This window comes from Pedobacter sp. KBW01 (genome assembly GCF_003852395.1).
In the GTDB taxonomy this organism is placed as follows: Bacteria; Bacteroidota; Bacteroidia; order Sphingobacteriales; family Sphingobacteriaceae; genus Pedobacter.
Map to the genome: position 1 here is coordinate 30,785 of NZ_QAJQ01000021.1, position 20,897 is coordinate 51,681.

At 39.3% G+C, this 20,897-nt stretch carries 17 protein-coding genes; 11 read left to right on the forward strand and 6 right to left on the reverse strand.

The features are described 5' to 3' along the window. Positions 1-6: 6 nt before the first annotated feature. The 6 genes from DBR40_RS20015 to DBR40_RS20040 all read left to right on the forward strand — a co-directional run bounded on the left by DBR40_RS20015 (position 7) and on the right by DBR40_RS20040 (position 6,882). Positions 7-1,458 (forward strand): RagB/SusD family nutrient uptake outer membrane protein, encoded by a 1,452-nt coding sequence (locus DBR40_RS20015; protein ID WP_124561527.1) that lies wholly within the window; start codon positions 7-9, stop codon positions 1,456-1,458. Positions 1,459-1,469: 11 nt separating this feature from the next. Next, positions 1,470-2,171 carry a fasciclin domain-containing protein gene (locus DBR40_RS20020; protein WP_124561528.1) on the forward strand — a complete coding sequence of 234 codons (702 nt, stop codon included), beginning with the start codon at positions 1,470-1,472 and terminating at the stop codon, positions 2,169-2,171. An 11-nt stretch (positions 2,172-2,182) separates the two neighbouring features. Then, a complete protein-coding gene (locus DBR40_RS20025) occupies positions 2,183-3,244 on the forward strand; it encodes a DUF5007 domain-containing protein (protein WP_124561529.1) in 1,062 nt (353 codons plus the stop codon). 29 nt (positions 3,245-3,273) lie between these two features. Continuing rightward, on the forward strand, positions 3,274-3,660 hold the full coding sequence (locus DBR40_RS20030; protein ID WP_124561530.1) for a hypothetical protein: 387 nt from the start codon (positions 3,274-3,276) through the stop codon (positions 3,658-3,660). 149 nt (positions 3,661-3,809) lie between these two features. Further along, complete coding sequence (locus DBR40_RS20035) at positions 3,810-5,369, forward strand: S10 family peptidase (protein ID WP_124561531.1); 1,560 nt, start codon at positions 3,810-3,812, stop codon at positions 5,367-5,369. Between the two features lie 550 nt (positions 5,370-5,919). Next, the gene (locus DBR40_RS20040) at positions 5,920-6,882 is read left to right on the forward strand and encodes an acetyl-CoA carboxylase carboxyltransferase subunit alpha (RefSeq protein ID WP_124561532.1); all 963 of its coding nucleotides are present in this window, start codon (positions 5,920-5,922) and stop codon (positions 6,880-6,882) included. A gap of 266 nt (positions 6,883-7,148) precedes the next feature. Here the strand turns inward: DBR40_RS20040 and DBR40_RS20045 are convergent, their stop codons facing one another. Both DBR40_RS20045 and DBR40_RS20050 read right to left on the reverse strand, forming a co-directional pair. Beyond that, the gene (locus tag DBR40_RS20045; protein ID WP_124561533.1) at positions 7,149-10,190 is read right to left on the reverse strand and encodes a DUF2723 domain-containing protein; all 3,042 of its coding nucleotides are present in this window, start codon (positions 10,188-10,190) and stop codon (positions 7,149-7,151) included. Between the two features lie 217 nt (positions 10,191-10,407). After that, positions 10,408-13,434, reverse strand: a complete 3,027-nt coding sequence (locus DBR40_RS20050) for a protein O-mannosyl-transferase family (RefSeq protein WP_124561534.1) — start codon at positions 13,432-13,434, stop codon at positions 10,408-10,410. Positions 13,435-13,803: 369 nt separating this feature from the next. On the opposite strand from DBR40_RS20050, the gene DBR40_RS20060 reads away from it, so the two are divergent. From DBR40_RS20060 to pth, 3 genes are all read left to right on the forward strand, one after another. Further along, on the forward strand, positions 13,804-14,745 hold the full coding sequence (locus tag DBR40_RS20060) for a ribose-phosphate pyrophosphokinase (protein WP_039479579.1): 942 nt from the start codon (positions 13,804-13,806) through the stop codon (positions 14,743-14,745). Between the two features lie 166 nt (positions 14,746-14,911). After that, the gene (locus DBR40_RS20065; RefSeq protein WP_124561535.1) at positions 14,912-15,496 is read left to right on the forward strand and encodes a 50S ribosomal protein L25/general stress protein Ctc; all 585 of its coding nucleotides are present in this window, start codon (positions 14,912-14,914) and stop codon (positions 15,494-15,496) included. Positions 15,497-15,694: 198 nt separating this feature from the next. Continuing rightward, positions 15,695-16,255 (forward strand): aminoacyl-tRNA hydrolase, encoded by a 561-nt coding sequence (gene pth, locus DBR40_RS20070; protein WP_124561536.1) that lies wholly within the window; start codon positions 15,695-15,697, stop codon positions 16,253-16,255. A gap of 513 nt (positions 16,256-16,768) precedes the next feature. Here pth and DBR40_RS20075 read toward each other — a convergent pair. Together DBR40_RS20075 and DBR40_RS20080 are read right to left on the reverse strand one after the other, a co-directional pair. Continuing rightward, positions 16,769-17,434: a tetratricopeptide repeat protein gene (locus DBR40_RS20075; protein ID WP_124561537.1), complete on the reverse strand. Its 666-nt coding sequence runs from the start codon at positions 17,432-17,434 to the stop codon at positions 16,769-16,771. 122 nt (positions 17,435-17,556) lie between these two features. Then, positions 17,557-17,949 carry a hypothetical protein gene (locus DBR40_RS20080; RefSeq protein WP_124561538.1) on the reverse strand — a complete coding sequence of 131 codons (393 nt, stop codon included), beginning with the start codon at positions 17,947-17,949 and terminating at the stop codon, positions 17,557-17,559. A 122-nt stretch (positions 17,950-18,071) separates the two neighbouring features. Here DBR40_RS20080 and recF point away from each other — a divergent pair, with 122 nt between their 5' ends. Together recF and DBR40_RS20090 are read left to right on the forward strand one after the other, a co-directional pair. Then, positions 18,072-19,175: a DNA replication/repair protein RecF gene (gene recF / locus DBR40_RS20085; RefSeq protein ID WP_124561539.1), complete on the forward strand. Its 1,104-nt coding sequence runs from the start codon at positions 18,072-18,074 to the stop codon at positions 19,173-19,175. Then, the gene (locus tag DBR40_RS20090; protein WP_124561540.1) at positions 19,168-19,458 is read left to right on the forward strand and encodes a DUF721 domain-containing protein; all 291 of its coding nucleotides are present in this window, start codon (positions 19,168-19,170) and stop codon (positions 19,456-19,458) included. Before recF ends, DBR40_RS20090 begins: the two co-directional genes overlap by 8 nt. Before the next feature lie 83 nt (positions 19,459-19,541). On the opposite strand, the gene DBR40_RS20095 is transcribed toward DBR40_RS20090, so the two are convergent. After that, positions 19,542-19,718, reverse strand: a complete 177-nt coding sequence (locus tag DBR40_RS20095; protein ID WP_199748394.1) for a hypothetical protein — start codon at positions 19,716-19,718, stop codon at positions 19,542-19,544. A gap of 223 nt (positions 19,719-19,941) precedes the next feature. Beyond that, positions 19,942-20,709: an FKBP-type peptidyl-prolyl cis-trans isomerase gene (locus DBR40_RS20100; RefSeq protein ID WP_124561541.1), complete on the reverse strand. Its 768-nt coding sequence runs from the start codon at positions 20,707-20,709 to the stop codon at positions 19,942-19,944. Positions 20,710-20,897: the final 188 nt, after the last annotated feature.

Consider the following 20,897-nt stretch of genomic DNA (forward strand, 5'->3'; position numbering starts at 1 on the left):
AAGCAGATGAAAACGAATTATAAAAAAACAAGAAGTAGTTTGCTCATTATAGCAACGCTACTAACCATATTAATTGCTCCATCCTGTAAAAAGGCTTTAGATAATGAATTAGATAATGCCACTTACGATGATAAATTCTGGAAAAATGAATCTGATGCCCAAGGGGCTATAGGTGGGGCTTATGCGCTTTTACGTACCAGTTTATATACAGATAATGCTTTCTTTATTTGGGGCGATTTACCTTACGGTGAGTTTAAAACTGATGATACCAACATGCAGGGTCCTTATGTAAATGGAGGTTTAAATGCCGTTTATTATCGTGAAGGTGGTGCACATACATGGACCAACTGGTACAAAGTAATTAATGTTTGTAACCTTGTTATAGATAAGGTGCCAACTATAGCCGATGCTTCTTTTGCAGGTGGTGCTAAAGGGAAGAACTATATTATTGGCGAGGCGTATTTCTTGCGTGGCCTGTGCTATTTCTACCTGGCGAGGGTTTGGGGCGAAGTACCATTACAAAATGACGCGATTTATACTGCAGAACAAATTAAGTTATTGGCACAGTCGCCGGAAGAAAAGATTACCGATCAGGTAATCAGTGATGCTACAAAGGCATCGGCATTAATGACTTTTGAAGGCACCACGCAATATCAACGGGCAAGGGCTAATAAAGGCGCAGCTTTAGGACTGCTGGCGCACGTTACCGCTTGGCGACACGATTATGCTAAGACCCTGGTTTATACCGATTCTATTATTAACAGGGTAGATACCTACGGATTGGAAACTGGCGAGAATATCAGAATGCCATTTAAGAATACCAATTCAAAAGAGAATATTTTTGTAATCCCTTCTTCAAATGCAAAAAAGGAAGCTTATTTCTATGGAGGTATTGGTTTTCAAACCTTAATGGAGCCTTACACAAATAGTTTCGGTAAGCCTTTGTATTATGTTAATCCTGACTTTCTTTTCAATATCTATCCAAACACTGCAGATATCCGGTTAGAAAAATTTTATGGCTACAGTAGCAGCGCTGATATCGATCTCTTGATAAAATACAGTGATGTGGGTTACAAAACGCCAACCGAGCCTTACATCGAGAGTAATCTGATTATTTACCGCTTAGCAGATATGTACTTATTAAAGGCAGAAGCACTGAATGCGCTGAACAGGGATCCTGAATCGAAAACAGCTTTGAATGTGGTAAGAACAAGAGCAAATACTGGGGCGAGCAGTGCTGTGGGTAACCTCTTAAAAATTGACATTATGAACGAGCGTGTACGCGAACTTGCAGGCGAAGGGCAGAATTTCTTCGACGGAGTAAGGATGAACCGTAGCCCAATCTGGATGACTGATGCCCGTAAAACACTTAAAGGCTGGAGATGGCCAATTGCCAACAGTATTCTGCAAAACAACAACCTCATTAACCAAACCGAATTTTGGAAAGGTAAATATTAAGCATATACAACATGAAAAGATACATATTTATAATTTTTGCAGCTGTAGCGATTTTTTTCGGCTGTAAAAAAGGCAACGGCATTATCGATGGAGGGCTAAGCAATCCAAAGGTGAATTTTAATACTTACGATTTTTTAAAGTCGCATCCTAAAAAGGTTTTCGATACGACTTTAATGGTGATTGATAAAGCGGGTTTAAAAGATATCATTAACGGAGATGTGACCTTCTTTGTACCCAACAATTATTCGATTAATAACTTTCTGAACATTAAGCGTGATGAAGCCCGTCAAATCGATGAGAACAAAAAGTATACTTTAGATTCTCTTTTTAAATATTTTACACCTGCCATGCTTCGCGATTCGCTGGGGATTTACGTTTTTAAAGGTAAAATCTCCTACGGACAACTTACGGAAGCCGGAGAAATTTACCACTCGGTGGTGGCTCCAGCTGAAAATTTCCTGATCTCCTATACAAAAACAACAGGTTACCTTGTGGATGGGATTATAACCACTGACGCCAGGTTGGTCTATTTTGTAAAAGTACTGGGAGACAGAGATATTATGGTAAATGGTAAAATGGAAGATCCAACCGGAGATCCTGCGTTGTTAGATAGAAGTACTGTTTGTCAAACTTCAGGTATTCAAACCACAAACGGTATTGTTCATGTACTGAGCAATTCGCATCCATGGACATTTAAAGTAAAAGATTTTTAAAGCAATATTTTATGAAAAAGATATATTTATTTGGAGGCATACTTTGCCTTATCATAGCTGCCGTAAGCTTAAATGCCTGCAGAAAAGTAAAAGAAGGCTTTTTAAGTGATTACCTGCGCTATTCTTCAAATCCCTTAAGGGTTAATGCAGGCTCGTTTTATCTGTCGCAAGGATTAATACCAGATGCGTCAACACCACCGTTTAAAGTAACCTTGTTAAATGTTCGGAATAAAGCAACCGGAAAACGTGCCGATGAATTTTTTAAAGAGTATGAGTTAGATGTTTGGAAGTTACCTTACGATCCCAGAACTGATACCACACTTGCTTTAATCAATGCGAAAAGAACTCGCGTTAAGAAAACGCCTTTCGAAGTAGCACCTGCCAGCGGGCAAATGGTTTTTAATGAGGGAAGTAACAATATCCCTCCGGGAGAGTATTTGCTGGATATCCAGGTTGAAAATCCAAACGGCACAAAAGTGTACAATAGTATATGTACCATTATATTGGCACCACAGGTAGAGTATGAGTATATTAATGCACCATACTCACTTGCTGTTGAGGCAACCAGCGAAACCGCAATCAGGTTTGCTTACGATGCAGATTGGATTGATGCTACCGTAGGTCGCTCAACTACAGCATGGTTGAAAATTAAGCGTATTGCCGATTCTCCAAATCAGGTTGTACTTAAATTTAAAGATAAAAACGGCGCGCTAATTACTCCGTCAGAGTACAAACAAAGACCAAGTGGTAATACTTACCTTAAAACCCTAGGTACTTTTGCATATAAAACTACTGTTACCGATACAGCTGTGCTTTACGATTATGCTACTAGTCCTTTCCCTGCGCTTTATTGGGATACACAAAGTAACGGTATAAACTGTTATTATCGGATTAATGCCAGCAACATTGCATCTATTGACACAGCAAACGCTCCAATTTGGGGACCGCCATCGCAATTACCTTACGGTACCTGGAGCAAAAGACCAGTTAAACTGAATGTTAGGTTTAATACACGTATAAACAGACCGGGTAAATATTTGTACGAAGTTATTTTAGCAGCCACCAAAAAATAAATTTATAAACAACTTAATCTTAAAAAAACATGAAAACAACACGTTATTTTGCATTAATCCTGGCAGCTGCCATTTGTTTATTCAGTAGTTTTAAGCCGGATGTAGCCAAGAGTGCGGTCAAACATTTGCCTCCTATCGTAATTACCAAAAACTTTACAGCTGATAATAGTGTACCGGGAGTAGCAACTACCCAGTATAATGCGGGGCAACTTTATGGTGCTGTAACAACCACTATTCAAGGAGTTGGTACCGTTACTTTAACCAATGTTTCACATTCGGGAGGTACAATTAATGTAGATAAATTTGAGGGCTATATTTCAGATGGTACCTACGACTACCACATCTATGTTACCATTACCGGAAATACCACAAGTGGCTGGCAAATTTATAGTGCCACAGCGGAAGCAGTGATATAAATATTTGCATATAGCGAATTTAGATTTTAACATTTAAGCAGCCTGCATTGCCAAAAGCAATGCAGGCTTTTTTATTGGTAACATTTCTAATGCGATTTTTGATTAACCATACAATAGTTTGATATTTAGAAACCAAACCAACTAACGCAATGAAATTCAGATTTGTACTAGCCACCTTACTAATAGGAGGTCTTATGGTCCAGGCCCAACAAGGCCCAAAAAAAAATCAGTCAAAAGAAACTGTTACCGCCACACAGGTTACCGTTAAGGAAGAAGCCAAACCGGGTAACAACGAGCGGAATATAAAAGTAGAGAGTACAGTGGTAAGCAATCACTCTGTAACTATTGATGGTAGGGCCGTGCCCTATAAGGCAACTGCCGGCACCCTGCCAGTTTGGGATGAAGATGGAAAACCAATTGCAGGTTTGTTTTATACTTACTACGAACGCAGTGATGTACAAAACCGTGATAAAAGGCCTCTTGTGATTTCTTTTAACGGAGGTCCTGGTTCTGCATCTGTTTGGATGCACATTGCCTACACTGGCCCTGTGGTATTAAATATTGATGATGAGGGTTATCCCGTTCAGCCTTATGGTTATAAAGAAAACCCATATTCTATTTTAGATGTGGCCGATGTGGTTTACATCGACCCGGTAAACACAGGTTATTCGAGAGCGGTGAGCAAAGATATTCCCGGCAATAAATTTTTTGGGGTGCGTGCTGATATTAAATACCTGGCCGAGTGGATAAATACCTTTGTAACCCGCAATAACCGCTGGGCCTCGCCTAAATTTTTAATTGGCGAGAGTTATGGTACTACACGCGTTTCGGGATTAGCGCTTGAGTTGCAAAACAACCAGTGGATGTATTTAAACGGAGTTGTATTGGTTTCACCTACCGAGCTGGGTATTGAGCGTAGTGGCCCGGTTGATGCAGCTTTACGTTTGCCTTATTTCGCGGCCACGGCCTGGTACCATAAAGCTCTGGCAGCAGATTTACAGAGCAAAGATTTAACTGCAATGTTACCCGAGGTAGAAACGTTTACCATTAACGAGCTCATTCCGGCCATTTCGCAAGGCGGTATGCTTAGTGCCGATAAAAAGAAAGCCATTGCAGGTAAAATGGCCCGTTACTCAGGTCTTTCTGAAAAGGTAATTTTAGATCATAATCTCAACGTACCTACCGATTTTTTCTGGAAAGAATTATTAAGGGATAAAGGCTTTACTGTTGGTCGCTTAGATTCGCGCTATCGCGGTATAGATAAAATGAGTGCTGGCGAAGGCCCTGATTATAATGCTGAGTTAACTTCCTGGTTACACTCTTTCACGCCGGCTATAAATATGTATCTACGCAATGAGCTTAATTATAAAACAGATTTAAAGTACAACATGTTCGGCTCGGTTTATCCGTGGGATAAAAGTGGCGACCAAACCGGAGATAACCTGCGCCAGGCCATGGCTCAAAACCCTTATTTGCATTTGCTCGTACAATCCGGCTACTACGATGGTGCCTGCGATTACTTCAACGCCAAATATAGCATGTGGCAGTTAGATGCTGCCGGTAAACTACAGGATAGGGTGAGCTGGGAAGGTTACCGTAGCGGACACATGATGTACCTGCGTAAAGACGATTTAAAAACAGCCAATAACCATATCCGCGAGTTTATTAAAAAAGCCTTGCCAAAAGCTGGCGAATCGGCTAAGTTTTAATCAGGATTTTAAGGATATACCGATTTTAGGATTCCCAAATCCAGAGTTGACAACTTTTATAGACGCAATGCCATTTAAGTTGTCAACTCTCACCGCCGAGGTTCGTGCCTTCACGGACCTCTTTTTTTGCTTTTTAATTTTTTGAAGCACAATACCAGTACAACAATTAATGTTGGTCCTGCTTTACATTACTCCCGATGAAAAAATCGGGATTCATTTCATCTGATAGCTATCGGATCAGAACTAAATAACCCATGGCAGTGCAGGGAAATTTCCCTGATAGTAGCAAAAGCCTGCGTAAACTAAACCTGACCATAGTGAGATGCTGTTTTAAGCATCTGTTTTATTTATTTATGGTATGCTTGCTTGTTTCACAGATTTCAACCGGCAGAACGGGGTGGGGCTACTTTAACTGAAAGATAGCTGCAATTGCTTTCCAGATCGTAGAAGATAATAATCTGCTTTGCGACAGGTATTTGTATAGTAAAACTGTAAACCAAAAACTCATCACTGCAAACTAAAAATAATTACTTATTTTTGTGGTTCAATTATGCAGCAGATAAAAACATCATTCGATTTTGAAAAACCTATTGCCGACCTGGTTCAGCAGATAGAGAAAGTTAAGCAAGTTGCCGAAAAAACTAAGGTAGATATGTCTGCCACTTTAGATGAGCTTGACGGTAAATTAGATGAAACTACCAATAACTTATATAAAAATTTAACCGGTTGGAATAAGGTTCAAATGAGCCGTCACCCAGACCGCCCGCAAACACTCGATTATATCAGCATGATCTGTGATGATTTTATTGAGTTGCACGGCGATAGAACGGTTAAAGATGATAAAGCTATTATAGGTGGTTTTGCTTCAATAAACGGCCAAACAGTAATGGTTATTGGTCACCAGAAAGGTAAAAACACCAAAGAGCGGCAGTACCGCAATTTTGGTATGGCTAACCCTGAAGGTTACCGCAAAGCTTTACGCTTAATGCGCCTGGCCGAAAAATTCAATAAACCTGTAATTTCTTTTATTGATACCATGGGTGCTTACCCGGGTTTAGAAGCCGAAGAGCGCGGACAAGGTGAAGCCATTGCACGTAACTTGTTAGAAATGTCAATCCTTCGCGTACCGATTATCTGTGTCGTTGTAGGAGAGGGCGCCTCAGGCGGAGCTTTGGGTATTGGTATTGGCGATAAGGTTTATATGCTTGAGCACACCTGGTATTCGGTTATTTCTCCTGAATCTTGCTCTTCTATTTTATGGAGAAGCTGGGATTTTAAGGAAAAAGCAGCAGAATGCCTTAAACTAACGTCTGATGATATGTTCGGCAATAAGTTAATTGACGGGATCATTCCTGAGCCTTTGGGCGGTGCGCACCAGGATCCTGAATTGATGGGGCAAACCTTAAAAGAATACATTCTTAAAGATTTAGCTTCATTAGGTAAGCTAAAAACCGATAAACTGATCGAACAACGGATTGATAAATTCTGTGCGATGGGTGTCGTTAACGAATAATCATCATTAACTAAAATAAATTTGAATCCTGTTTGGCTATGCCGGACAGGATTTTTTTTGTTAAATTTCTGCTCACGCTCGTTTCTAACGAGTGTGTTAGTAGCTTGTCGTCTTTTACGATGTTAAGGTGGTTTTTACTTGCGATTGAATCACAAAGCTGAATATGCACTCATTAGAAATGAGCGCAAGCGAACGTATTTGATATAAATAAAAAAGCAGCTACAAATTAATGCAGCTGCTTGTAAACTATTTTTAGAATCCCCTTACTATTGCGGACCTTGTTGCGGGAAGAAGATCGATAAACGACCTTCCAATGTGTTAAATGTTTTTTGAAGCTTGTCGCTCAATTTATCCTGACCAGCTGCCTTACTGGTTTTAATCATCCTATCCAGATAATACAAGCCTGTTTGAATATTCTGCGAGCCTGTTAAGCTTTTTTTCGATTCAGAAATATCGGCCAGGTAATTTAATTCCTTAGTGATGTAATCACCCGATTTTTCTAAAATATCGTTCGCTCTGGCTGTTTCACCTAGTTTGTATAAATTTTCGGCCATGTAGAACTTCACTACTACTGTACGGATCCCGAAGAATTTATCTGGCATTACCTCATAATATTTATCTACAACTTTTTTAGCTTCTGCTATTTTACCATCTTTAATCAGGCTGCTGGTTAAGCTGCTGAAAATGTTGGTGAAGATAAAAGTATCATCAGATGATTGTGGATCTAAATATTTAGCGGTTTTCATGTTACCCCACTTAAATTTAGTCATCACGTTATTGTACAAAGCTGGTGTATTTAACTGCTCCGGACGTTCATCTGTTGAGGTCGTGTCAGCTTTGAATGGCAATAAACGCAATGCTAATCCTTCGCTGTATAAATACTTGTCTAAACCGTTGTATTGCTCAGAAGGTACTGTAGAAGCGAAATAAATCGGACGTTTCCAGTTGTTGTGCGCCAGGATATCGAACATCGCTAAAGTTCCTTTGGTAACATAACCTTTGTTAAATTTCCAGTCCATTTCGGTGGTAATTTTCGAAGCATCTGCAGCCGAAACTGTTCCGGTGCTTACTACCTGCTGCGGATCTACAGTAATTTTAAAGTTTTTGGTTGGTAGGAAATTAGATTTCGATCCATCCTGCATTGGTACTTTATCGCTCTCATCGTTTGATAATAACAAGTCAACCACGTTTTTAAGCTCAACGTTGCCTGCAAGTTTATAATCATCGTAAGGCATTACATCGCGCTCGCCCTGTACATATTGTTCAGGTTTCATGGTAATTGGCAATGGAGCCGACTCATTTTGCTTTTGACGTAAGCCATTAATGTACCAATCAGTATCAAATAAACTCAGGTTTACAATACGCACATCTGGACGCACATTTTCTACTTCCTGAATATACCATAACGGATAGGTATCGTTATCGCCATACGTAAACAAAATAGCGTTTGGCGCACATGATTGCAGGTAATCTAAAGCAATATCATGTGGAACCAGTTTGGTAGAACGGTCATGGTCATCCCAGCCTTGCTCGGCCATAATAACCGGTGCAGCCAATAAACCAATTACTGTTGCGCCAATGGCACCGGCAGTTGGTGTTAATTTTTTAAATACCCATTCTTTGAGGGCGAGCGCACCCAAACCGATCCATATGGCAAAAGCATAGAAAGAGCCTACGTAAGCATAATCCCTTTCGCGCGGCTCAAGAGGCTTCTGGTTTAAATATAATACAATGGCAATACCTGTAAAGAAGAATAACAAGCCAACTACACCTGCATCTTTTTGGTTGCGCTTAAAGTGCCATAAGGCACCTATAATGCCCATAATTAAAGGTAAAAAGAAGAAACGGTTATAAGCTTTGTTATCAATGGTTGATGGTGGTAAGTTACTTTGATTGCCGCGTAACCATGTATCGATAGGTTTAACGCCACTAATCCACTCTCCTTCAAAACCGCTACCCTGACCTTGCTCATCATTTTGGCGACCAACAAAATTCCAGAAAAAGTAACGCATGTACATATAACCAATCTGATAGCTGGCTAAGAAACCTACGTTATCTACCAGGTTTGGCGTTTTAGAATCGTCTAAATGCATCCATTCTTTGTAAAACTGGGCATGTTTAGGGTCATCGCTATACATGCGTGGCAACAAAGTATTGTTGTTGTACTCGTAATCGGTTTTTTTGCCGGCTACTTCGTATTTTTCTTTTCCTTTTCTCCAGATGGTTTTTCCTTCAGTTACACCTGTTCTTTCTGAGTTATAGTTAGGGCCATAACCCAAAGGTCTGTCGCCGTATTGCTCACGATTCAGGTAGCTTAAGAAAGAGAAAGCATCTTTAGGAGCACTGTTATTTAAGTTAGGATCTGCTTTAGCCCTGATAATGATCATCGAAAATGATGCATAACCGAAAATAATCAGTACTGTAGAAATTAAACCTAAGTTTAAAAGTTTCTTTTGGTGTTTAATCGAATAACGAATACCCCAAACCAAGGCGCCGATTAATAGAATGGCAAAGAATAAAACCCCTGTGCCAAAGCCCATGCCCAATGTATTTACGAAGAATAAATCGAAATATGCACCGAACGAAACCAGGTATTGGATAATTCCATACTGGATAACAGCCAAAATTAAAATACCAACAATTAAGGTTTTAAAAATACCACCTGTAGTAGCTTTATCAGTTCTTTTGAAATAATAAACAAAAGCCAGCGCAGGGATAGTTAATAAGTTTAATAAGTGGATACCGATTGATAAACCCATAATATAGGCGATGAACAGCAACCAGCGATCGGCTCTTGGCTCATCGGCATGTGCTTCCCATTTAAGGATAGCCCAGAAAACGATCGCAGTAAATAACGACGACTGCGCATAAACCTCCGATTCAACTGCCGAAAACCAAAAACTATCAGAAAAAGTATAGGCTAGTGCGCCAACAGCTCCGGCACCCATAATACTGATCAGTTTACCACTGGTAAGTTCTTCACCAGCTTTAACAATGGTTTTTTTAGCCAGCGCAGTGATTGTCCAAAATAAGAATAAAATAGTTGCCCCGCTCGAAACCGCAGAACCTACGTTCATCCAGTAAGCAATCCGGGTTAAATCGCCGGTGGCAAAAATAGAGAAGAAACGTTGGATCATTAGGAATAAAGGTGCACCTGGCTGGTGAACTACCTGCATCCTGAATGCTGATGCGATAAATTCGCCGCAATCCCAGAAGCTAGCGGAAGGCTCGAGGGTTAAAACGTAAGTTATTGTAGCAATTAAAAAGCAGATCCAGCCTACTATATTATTAACTTTTGAATAATTCATTGGTTTGTTTAATGATATTAAAAATTGTTTTTACATAAAAATGCTGCCGAAATTAACTATTCTAGTCGATAAAACAGGTAATTTTTTAGATTGATTTAACAAAATTTAACGCCTTAATCCCGTTCACTTCAAGGATTTTGGCCAATCCGGAAAATAAAAAACCACGGGCCTGAAATGTAAAATCTGCCCGTGGGTTAAAATTTGAACTGTTTTTAGCTTAGCCCGTTGCAAATGGGGTAAACCTGATAATGTGGTTGTTATATTGTTTTTCGAGGTTTTTGCTTAACCCGTCTTGTTTAAAGGCTTCTGTAAGTTTTACCATTTGCCCTAAATAGGCCAGATAAAAGCGCACATCCTGCTCTGCAGCGAGCTGGTTTTTGCTTTCTGAAACATCTGCCAAATGCGTGAGTTCCTTATTTACATAATCAGCTGTTTTTCTAATCATTTCATTTGCCCGATTAAGGTCGTTTAAACGGTACAGGCTTTCTGTAAAATAATAGGTGCTCATTACCTGGCGCATGCTGTAAAATTTAGTGGGAATCACGTCCATAAATTTATTGGCTACCTTTTTGCTTTCCGCAATTTTACCTTCGTTTATCAGGCCATTTAATAAACCGTTAAACATGTTCGATAACATGGTTACATCATCTGATGACTGTCTGTCTAAATGGCTGGCATTTTTAATGTTACCATAACCATAAACGTTCATCAGGTTGTTGTATAAAGGTTTAATGTTAATGCGGTCAAAATCTTGTTCAATTGCCGTATCTGGTTTTAAAGGCAATAACCTTTTGTTCAGTCCTTCCGAGTATAGGTATTTATTCATTCCTACATATTGCTCATCAGGCATTGCTCCGGTAAAATAAATCGGGCGTTTCCAGTTGTTGTGTACCAGAATATCAAATAAAGCCAGCGTGCCTTTGGTCACGTAATTCTGGTTAAATGTCCACTCCATGCTATCGGCAATTTTGCCTGCATCCTCTTTGGGTACCGTGCCTGTATCTAAAACCTGCTGCGGACTTACCGAAAGTTTCAGGTTTTTGGTTGGCAACACATTGTATTTTGAACCATCGTTCATGGTTACCTTATCCGCGTCGTTATCCGATAGCAGTACATCCAGGATTTCTTTCAGCTCAATACGCTGTGCAATTTTATAATCCTGGTAATACATAATGTCGCGTGTTCCGGCTACATATTGGTTAGGTGTCAAAGTAATGGGCAGGGGCTCCGATTGGTTTTGTTTCCTTCGCATCCCGTCAATATACCAGTCGGCTGTAAACAGGCTTAGGTTTACTACGCGTACATCCGGACGGATGTTTTCCACTTCCTGTGCGTACCAAACCGGGTAGGTATCGTTATCACCATAAGTGAATAAGATGGCGTTTGGTGCGCACGATTTTAAGTAATTAACCGACATATCGTGGGCTACGTGACTATCCGATCGGTTATGGTCATCCCAGCCTTGTTCGGCCATAATAAGTGGTGCAGCAAATAAAGCGATAATGGAGGCGAAGATACTTGCCCTTACAGGCGTTAGCTTTTTAAACGCCCAATCTTTTAACCCGAATACACCCAGGCCAATCCAGATGGCAAAAGCATAAAACGAACCTACATAGGCATAATCTCTTTCGCGCGGCTCAATTGGAACCGAGTTTAAATACACTACAATGGCAATGCCGGTAAAAACAAACATTAACCCAACAACACCAGCATCTTTCTGGTTGCGTTTAAAGTGCCAAACAGCACCGATTAGCCCGATAATTAGAGGCAAAAAGAAGAAACGGTTATAAGATTTGTTTTCTACAATCGATGGTGGCAGGTTTTTCTGGTCGCCTAATCGGATGGCATCTATAGGTTTAATGCCGCTTAACCAGGTGCCTGGGCGGCCACCAAACTGGCCATCTTCATTATCCTGCCTGCCTACAAAATTCCACATAAAGTAGCGCATGTACATTTGGCCGGTTTGGAAAGAAAACATGTATTTCAGGTTATCCATTAAGGTTGGCTTATGCGTATCGTCAAAGCCCATGTAATTTTTATAAAATTTAACATGCTCAGGTTTATCGCTATACATGCGCGGTGCAAGGGTTTTCTCGCCGAAAACATATTCAGATCTGGTTCCCGCCGATTCGTATTTTTTTTCTCCTCTTCTATATAACTGTCCGGTTTCTTTAATGTCGATCTTTTCCGAATTGTAATTCTCGCCATACAACAAAGGCCTGTCGCCATATTGGGCACGGTTTACATAGCTTAAAAAGTTAAACACATTTTCGGGATCGGTATTATTTAAATTGGGTTTGGCCTGTGCCCTGATAATTAAAAGCGCAAAAGAACTGTAACCGAATAAGAGCAATACAGTAAATAATAGGATTAAGTTTAAGGCCCTTTTGTTTTTAAGGATGGAATAGCGGATACCATATACGAGTCCTCCGATAAGCAAAATAGCAAAGAGCATTACACCGGTTCCAAATCCAAAACCTAAAGTATTTACAAAGAAATAATCAAATTTGGCTGCAGAGGCCACCAGATATTGGATCAGGCCAAATTGTACAACAGCCAATACTGCGATAGAAATAAAAAATACTTTTGCAATATTTTGCCATTTTGGCGATGGGTGCTTTTTAAAATAGTAAACAAATATTAAGGCAGGGATGGTAAGTAAATTTAGAATATGCACACCGATTGAAAGCCCCATGATATAAGCTACAAACAATAACCAGCGGTCTGCCTTAGGTTCATCGGCCTGCGATTCCCATTTTAAGATACCCCAGAATACGATTGCGGTACAGAGCGACGACAAGGCATAAACTTCAGCCTCTACTGCAGAGAACCAGAAGCTATCAGAAAAGGCATAAGCCAATGCACCAGCCAGACCTGCGCCCATTATGCTGATTATTTTTTGAGCGCTTATGGCTTCACCTTTTTTAACAATGGTTTTTTTAGCGAGGGCAGTAATGGTCCAAAACAGGAATAAAATAGTACCTGCGCTGGCCAATGCCGAAGCTACATTCATAAAATAGGCAATTTTGGTTTTATCACCTAGGGCAAGCGTAGAAAATAATCGCTGGATCATCGATACCATTGGTGCGCCAGGCTGGTGTACAACCTCCATCCGGAAGGCCGAAGCGATGAATTCGCCACAGTCCCAGAAACTTACAGATTGATCTAAGGTTAAAATGTAGGTGGTTGCGGCAACAATGAAGCATAGCCAGCCCCCAATGGTGTTAATCCTCGAGTAATTCATAGTGAAAATTTAGTCTTTGATAATAAATGATTTAAGTGGTTCGTAGTAAAAAAAGTCGCAGAAAAAAAGAAAATGTTGCACGCTATATGATGATTTTTTTATCTTTGCATCGCAATCAGGAAGAGCGGGAAAGAAATTAAAAATATTTTAAAATCACTCTTGCAAATTTGAAATAAGCTTCCTACATTTGCATTCCCTTTCGAGGAAATATCTTCGAGAAGTTTTTGTCCGATAGTATAAGGGTAGTACAACGGTTTTTGGTACCGTTTGTCTTGGTTCGAATCCAGGTCGGACAACAGAAATTTAACGTCGGATCATGTTTTAAACAGACATGATCCGATTTTTTTTAACAGCAAACTACACGGACCCATGCCATTGCAGTTCAACCCGGTTAAACTTTTTTCCGGAACAGGTTCTAAGGGATTATCACTTAAGATTGCCGAACATTACGGCAAACCACTTGGTAACGTAACCATTCACAAATTCAGTGATGGCGAATTTCAGCCTTCTTTCGATGAATCAGTTCGTGGTAGTGATGTTTTTCTAATCCAGTCTACTTACCAGCCTAGCGATAACTTAATGGAGCTTTTGTTAATGGTTGATGCCGCTAAAAGAGCATCAGCACATTACATTACTGCTGTAGTTCCTTACTATGGTTTGGCCCGTCAGGATAGAAAAGATAAACCACGTGTGGCTATTGGTGCTAAACTGGTGGCTAACTTATTAAAGTCGGCAGGTATTCACCGCATCATGACGATGGATTTACATGCTGCACAGATACAAGGTTTCTTCGATATTCCGGTTGATCACTTAGACGGCTCGGTTATCTTTGTGCCTTATATCAAAAGCCTAGGCTTAAAAAACTTAACTATCGCATCGCCTGATATGGGTGGTTCGTACAGGGCACGTACATTTGCCAAGTTTTTTAATGCAGAGGTAATTATTTGTGATAAACGCCGTAAACGTGCCAACGAAATCGAATCGATGTCGATTATTGGTGATGTGCAGGGACAGGACGTTGTATTGATCGACGATATTTGCGATACAGCAGGAACTTTATCAAAAGCTGCGGCTTTGATTATGGAAAATGGTGCTGCGAGTGTTAGAGCGGTTTGTACACATGCTGTATTATCAGGTAAAGCTATTGAAACGGTAGAAAATTCGGTATTAACCGAGTTAATTGTTACCGATACTATTCCTTTAAAACAGGAAAGCCCGAAAATTAGAGTGCTAAGTACAGCAAGTTTATTTGCAAGGGCAATTGCCAATGTAAACGAACACGGCTCAATTAGCGATCTGTTTAGAGTATAGTCGGTTAATTGTATAAACTGGTTAATCGGTTAATTGTAGATTTTGTGCTCAGTTAACCAATTAAACAAAAAAGAGAATAATAAAGGTAGAAAGTGATGCGTAGAAAGCTTTAAGTCTTGATACAAATTACCTATACTTAATACTAATAAATAAATAGAAAATAAAAATGAAAACAATCGCAATTAGCGGTTCTCCAAGAGAGAACGTAGGGAAACGCGATGCCAAGGAACTTCGTTACGAAGGTAAAGTTCCGGCGGTATTGTATGGTGGTAAAGAACAACAACATTTTGCTGTAGTTATTGCCGACTTAAGAGACGTTATTTATACCCCGGAAGTGAACTTTGTGGAGATCGACATCAACGGTACTAAAACTAAAGCTATCGTTAAAGATACTCAGTTTCACCCACTTACCGACGTATTATTACACATCGATTTTCTTCAATTATTCGACGAGAAAGAAATCGTTATGGAAATCCCTGTTAAATTAACCGGAACTTCTCCAGGTGTTAAAATGGGGGGTAAATTAATCCAGAAATTACGTAAACTACGTGTTAAAGCGTTACCAGCTAACATGCCACAAAACGTAGAAGTAAGCTTAGAGAAATTAGAAGTAGGTAGTTTATTCCGTGTTCGTGACCTTTCAGGTGATAAATACGTAATCACTAACACTCCTGAAGATACTATCGTTTCTGTTGCAATGTCAAGAGCATTAAAACAAGCAGAAACTGAAGCTGCTAAAGGTAAAAAATAGTAGCTGATTTCACAGATACTGGAAGCGGTAGAGAAGTAATTCTTTACCGCTTTTTTATTTTATTGATTTTTTATTATTTGAGCTTTATTCTTTGGTCTTTTCGCTTTAAGCTTAATCTTCCGCCAAATACTTAATGCTAATCGCCCAGCTTTCCATGATCTGTTTTCCATCTTCCATTAAACATTTTATCTTTGCGCCATGAAATATCTTATCGTAGGCTTAGGGAATATCGGTCCGGATTATGCGCATACCAGACACAACATTGGTTTTGATATTGCCGATGAACTGGTTAAGGGCTTAAACGGAAGCTTTGATAATATCCGCCTGGCTTATTATGCAGAAGTGGGTTTTAAAGGCAAGAAGCTACATGTAATTAAGCCAACTACCTTTATGAACCTAAGTGGTAAAGCGGTAAACTATTGGATGAAAGAGCTTAAAATAGCGCCCGAAAACGTGCTGGTGATTGTTGATGACCTGGCATTGCCACTGGGTAAGCTGAGATTAAAACTACAAGGCTCAAGCGCAGGCCATAACGGTCTTAAAAGCATAGAAGAGGTTTGCGGCGGGCAAAACTACGCACGTTTACGTTTTGGTATCGGTAGCGACTATCCAAAAGGCCGCCAGGTAGATTTCGTGTTGGGTTTATTTGATAAAAACGAGCAGTTAGAACTTCCTGCGTTAATTGATAAAAGCGTAGACCTGATTAAGAGTTTTGTTACCGTTGGCCCGGCTCACACTATGACGGCTTTTAATAAATAATTTAGGTTAACTGGTTAATTGTTTAGATCGGTTAACTGGTAGTTATTCCAATCCGTCATGCTGAATTTATTTCAGCACCTCCACCTTTAAAAGTTATAGGAACTAGGTTTCAGTTACTATGCTTTTTTGCTCTGCAAATGGCGAAGGATTATCAATACTAAACTATTCTTAAGATTGCGTTAAATCTTTCTGTCACCATGCAACCCCAAATAGCACTACTGACTTTGCTCCTTAAACCTGATTGAAGTGGTTCGGGGGCTTCTTCATTAACAACTTGTTTTACCAGGTAAATCAGCGCCGGAAAAAACGAAGAGCGGGACTGAACCAGGCCAAAAGCATCTTCAATTGATTTCCAAAAAAAAGAAACAGATCTCCTCCATCTTTACGGGTAGGCATTTCGCCACTGATATAAAGCTGGAACAGATCGCGCCCTATTGGAGCTATCGGATGGAATGAGACGAAACAAAAAAAGACCATCTTTCGATGATCTTTTAAGTAAAATATAGTTAATGATTATTTAACTTGCTCTTGTGCTCTTGCAATATACGCATCAATTAACTGTGCTTCTGCACTTTCAGGGTATTGTGTTTTTACTTTAGTGTAAGCATCAACAGCGCCTTTAAAATCTTTAAGGTTTTCGTTAACTAATCCTAATTTCTTTAAAAACATTGGCGAAGTAAATTTACTCGCTTTATCAGCTGCTTTTTTATAGTAAGTAGCTGCTTGTTTATAATCCTTTAACTCGCTGTAAGCATCGCCTAATAAGCCTAAAGCTAAGGGATCAGCAACCGGGCTACCAGTAGCGCTATATTTGCTTAACGATTCCACTGCTTGTTTAAACTCGCCTTTACGTAAATAAATACCACCTAAATAAAGGTTTGCTAAGTTTGCCGATTTGGTGTTATCGTATTCTTTAGCAATTTGCTCAAAACCCGGATAACCACTTTCGCCTTTAACGGCTTTGTTCGATAATGAATCTACACCAACATATTGCTCTGCTTTGTACATTTTGCTCGCTGCTTCTTCAGCACGGCCTTTTAAGTACACGCCCTGATACCAAAGGTAGATTAGAACTAATACAACTACAGCGCCTGCTATAAAAAGTAAGCTCTTATTATTCTCTTGTAAAAATGAACCTTTTTTAGTCGGTTGAATTGTCTGATTATCTGTTGTAGACATGTTTGTTTAAAAAATTAAGATTGCAAAAATACATTTTTCAATCAAAGTATCAATCTTTATTTTGAAGTATTTAATTAAACATTAGTTATTTAGGGGGCAAAAGTGCAAAATGTCCGTCACAATTAACGGAGCAGGCTAATTAGCGTGTTAAACCATGTTTGGTTGTCGCTAAAAATACCTGTACGGTTAATTACCAGGTAAACTGTTTGGCTTTCCGAACGACTGATGGTTGAGCGGATGCGGATAGGCTGCCAGAATAAGCCAAAGTTTTTGATGGCTGAAGCCGGAAACAGCTCGTCGAAACCCATATAAACTTCTTCTATATTCGATAAAGGCACTTCCAGCTGCTCGTCGCCCGTAATAAAAATCCCGTTCGAGGCAAGCAATATATTACCTTCGTGTTTGTGTCTCGGCTTTAAAAATGAAAATAAACCGGCTAATTTTTTAATCCAGCCAGTACCCTTTTCATTGGTCAGTTCATGATCGTAGGACCACAGAACATTTCCTTCTAACATTTTTTGTGCAACCATTGAAATTTTTCCTTGCTATGAAAGTACAATATTTTTAAATGTAATTAACGTTAATTTTAAACAATGAATGTTAAGCGGCTAAAAAACGGTAAATTTGTGACATATTTATGTGGTTAAAAAATATTACCCTGCTCAATTTCAAGAACTATACCGACGCCGGTCTCCGTTTTTCGGAAACGGTAAATGTTTTTACGGGTAATAATGGATCGGGCAAAACCAATATGCTCGATGCCATCCACTACCTGTGCCTGTGTAAAAGTTATTTTAACCCAATCGATACCCAGCAGATTAAAACAGGCGAAGAGGTTTTTATGATTCAGGGTGACTTTGACCGCAGTGAGAAGAATGAAAAAATTTCTTGCGGGGTAAAACGCAATCAGAAAAAGCAGTTTAAACGCAATAAAAAAGAATACGATAAACTGGCCGATCATATTGGCTTGTTTCCCGTGGTAATGGTGTCGCCATACGATGTGAACCTGATTATGGAAGGGAGTGAAGAACGCAGAAAGTTTATCGATAACGTAATCTCGCAAACCGACGGACATTATCTCGATCAGCTGATTACCTATAACCGTATTTTAGCTAACCGCAACGCTTTATTGAAACAGATTGCCATTACGCGCAGATACGATCCTGCATTGCTCGAAATTTTAGATGAGCAGCTGGTGTTAGCTGGCAACAAGATATTCGGTACCCGTAAGGCATTTATGGATGAGTTTATCCCAATGTTTAACCAGTATTACATTTACCTTACCGAAAACAAGGAAGTGGTAGAACTGAATTACCAATCGCAGCTCAACGATGCGACTTTTGAAGATTTGTTGAAAAAATCGGTGGAGAAAGACCGCGTACTCGAACGTACCACCACAGGTATACATAAAGATGAACTGGCTTTCGTAATCAGCAATATGCCACTAAAGAAATTCGGTTCGCAGGGACAGCAGAAATCCTTTTTAATTGCCTTAAAATTGGCGCAGTATGCCTACCTTGCCAAAAACAAAGGGTTTAAACCTTTACTCTTATTAGATGATATATTTGATAAGCTGGATGATAACCGCGTTCAAAAATTAATGCAAATGGTATCGCATCATGATTTTGGACAGATATTTATAACCGATACCGGAAAAGAAAGAGTAAAATCGATTTTCGAAAAAATAGAAGTTGATGTAACTTTGTTTGAAGTTGATAATGGAACTATAGAAAATGCGTAAACCTAACGATGTTACCTTAAAAGATGCCATAAGCAAAATGCTTGATGTGTATCGTATACGCCGAAAGTTCGATGAAACTTCCATTCTATCGGTATGGCCTGAAATTATGGGTACTGCCATTGCCAACCGTACCAAGCAGATTTATATTCACGATAAAAAGCTTTTTTTAAGGATCGAATCCTCAGTGATTAAAAATGAACTGATCTTAGTGCGCCAAGGTATTATCCAAAAATTGAATGAACACGCTGGAAGCGAAGTGATTACAGAAATGATATTTTTATAATAAAAATGTTGGGCATAGGTTTTTACCTATACCCTGAAAGACTTCGGATTATGGACTGAAGACTCCAGACTCCGAAGTCAAAACTAACTTTTCCCCCCGCCAAATACTTTGGATAATATCCAGATTAACAGTGCAACCACTACTACTACAATAATAATACCCGACCATACGCCGGCTTTAAATATACCTTCTACCAACTCGCAGCTGCTTAAGGTAGTGCACAAAAGTGCAATTAATGCTATTGGGAATATCTTTTTCATATTGATGTTGATTTTTAATAGGAACATCAAATAGTTAAGAAAGTTTTGCGGCGTTTCAATAATCGTTCTTGCGGTGGCATCAGATGTCACCATCAGATTGGGCTAAGTGCTGAGTTTAGGGCAAAAAAAAACGTCATTTCATTTGTTGCTTTGCTTCAAACGAAATGACGATCAGGAAGATGGATTAATCTTATATTTTTCATCCCCCATCTTACATCATGTTTTATTTACCGTTTACCTTCAACAGCTCTACCTCAAAAATCAAAGCGCTGTAAGGTGGAATATCTGCACCTGCACCACGTGCTCCGTAAGCCAGGTTGTAAGGGATATAAAATTTATATTTCGAACCTGCAGGCATTAATTGAACACCTTCAGTCCAACCAGCAATAACAGCATTTAGTGGGAAAGAAATTGGTTCGCCTCTGTCGTAAGAGCTATCAAACTGTTTTCCGTTTAATAATGTACCTTTATAGTGTACCAATACCGAATCGGTAGCTACTGGTTTAACTCCTGTACCAGCAGTTAAAACTTCGTATTGTAAGCCGCTTGCTGTGGTTTGTACGCCAGCACGTTTTTTGTTTTGTTCTAAGAAATCTTGTCCTTCTTTCATAATTGGTGCGTATTTAATTTTATTTGCTTCAGTTTCTGCCTTGTTTTTTACTGCCGAGGCTTTAGCCAATGCATCGTTAATACATTGTTGTGCCTGTTGTTGGTTTAGTACAACTTTACCGCCTGTAAATGCATCTTTTAAGCCTTTTAATAAGGCCTCGTAATTTAATGTTGATAATCCGGTAGTTTTTAAGCCCGCACCAATTGAAGTACCAAAGGCATAACTGGTAGAGTCTAAAGTAGATTTTAATGCAGTAACCGTTGAGGTTTTACTTACTGTGGTTGTTTTTTTTGCAACCGATTTTTTTGCTGCAGTTTTGGTTTGTGCGAAAGATGCAACAGCAATGCCCGAAAGACATGCCACTAAGAAAATTCTTTTCATTCGTATTAATTTGTTTTCATTTGTGATGAAGCTGTCATGATTTCTTAGTTTTTGATTATTAGTAAATCATGATGGTTTCACTGATTGTTTTATGGTGTAATTATTTTCAACAGGTTAAAGGATAGTAACTATTTTAAAGCACGAAAGATACAAAAATGCTAAAACAATAAAACCCCGAAAAATTCGAG

Coding starts and splice junctions, on each gene's coding strand:
- pth (WP_124561536.1), top strand. CDS start 15,695: ATGAAATATCTTATCGTAGGCTTAGGGAATATCGGTCCGGATTATGCG.
- DBR40_RS20025 (WP_124561529.1), top strand. CDS start 2,183: ATGAAAAAGATATATTTATTTGGAGGCATACTTTGCCTTATCATAGCT.
- DBR40_RS20015 (WP_124561527.1), top strand. CDS start 7: ATGAAAACGAATTATAAAAAAACAAGAAGTAGTTTGCTCATTATAGCA.
- DBR40_RS20090 (WP_124561540.1), top strand. CDS start 19,168: ATGCGTAAACCTAACGATGTTACCTTAAAAGATGCCATAAGCAAAATG.
- DBR40_RS20080 (WP_124561538.1), bottom strand. CDS start 17,949: ATGTTAGAAGGAAATGTTCTGTGGTCCTACGATCATGAACTGACCAAT.
- DBR40_RS20040 (WP_124561532.1), top strand. CDS start 5,920: ATGCAGCAGATAAAAACATCATTCGATTTTGAAAAACCTATTGCCGAC.
- DBR40_RS20060 (WP_039479579.1), top strand. CDS start 13,804: ATGCCATTGCAGTTCAACCCGGTTAAACTTTTTTCCGGAACAGGTTCT.
- DBR40_RS20035 (WP_124561531.1), top strand. CDS start 3,810: ATGAAATTCAGATTTGTACTAGCCACCTTACTAATAGGAGGTCTTATG.
- recF (WP_124561539.1), top strand. CDS start 18,072: ATGTGGTTAAAAAATATTACCCTGCTCAATTTCAAGAACTATACCGAC.
- DBR40_RS20095 (WP_199748394.1), bottom strand. CDS start 19,718: ATGAAAAAGATATTCCCAATAGCATTAATTGCACTTTTGTGCACTACC.
- DBR40_RS20075 (WP_124561537.1), bottom strand. CDS start 17,434: ATGTCTACAACAGATAATCAGACAATTCAACCGACTAAAAAAGGTTCA.
- DBR40_RS20020 (WP_124561528.1), top strand. CDS start 1,470: ATGAAAAGATACATATTTATAATTTTTGCAGCTGTAGCGATTTTTTTC.
- DBR40_RS20030 (WP_124561530.1), top strand. CDS start 3,274: ATGAAAACAACACGTTATTTTGCATTAATCCTGGCAGCTGCCATTTGT.
- DBR40_RS20100 (WP_124561541.1), bottom strand. CDS start 20,709: ATGAAAAGAATTTTCTTAGTGGCATGTCTTTCGGGCATTGCTGTTGCA.
- DBR40_RS20065 (WP_124561535.1), top strand. CDS start 14,912: ATGAAAACAATCGCAATTAGCGGTTCTCCAAGAGAGAACGTAGGGAAA.
- DBR40_RS20050 (WP_124561534.1), bottom strand. CDS start 13,434: ATGAATTACTCGAGGATTAACACCATTGGGGGCTGGCTATGCTTCATT.
- DBR40_RS20045 (WP_124561533.1), bottom strand. CDS start 10,190: ATGAATTATTCAAAAGTTAATAATATAGTAGGCTGGATCTGCTTTTTA.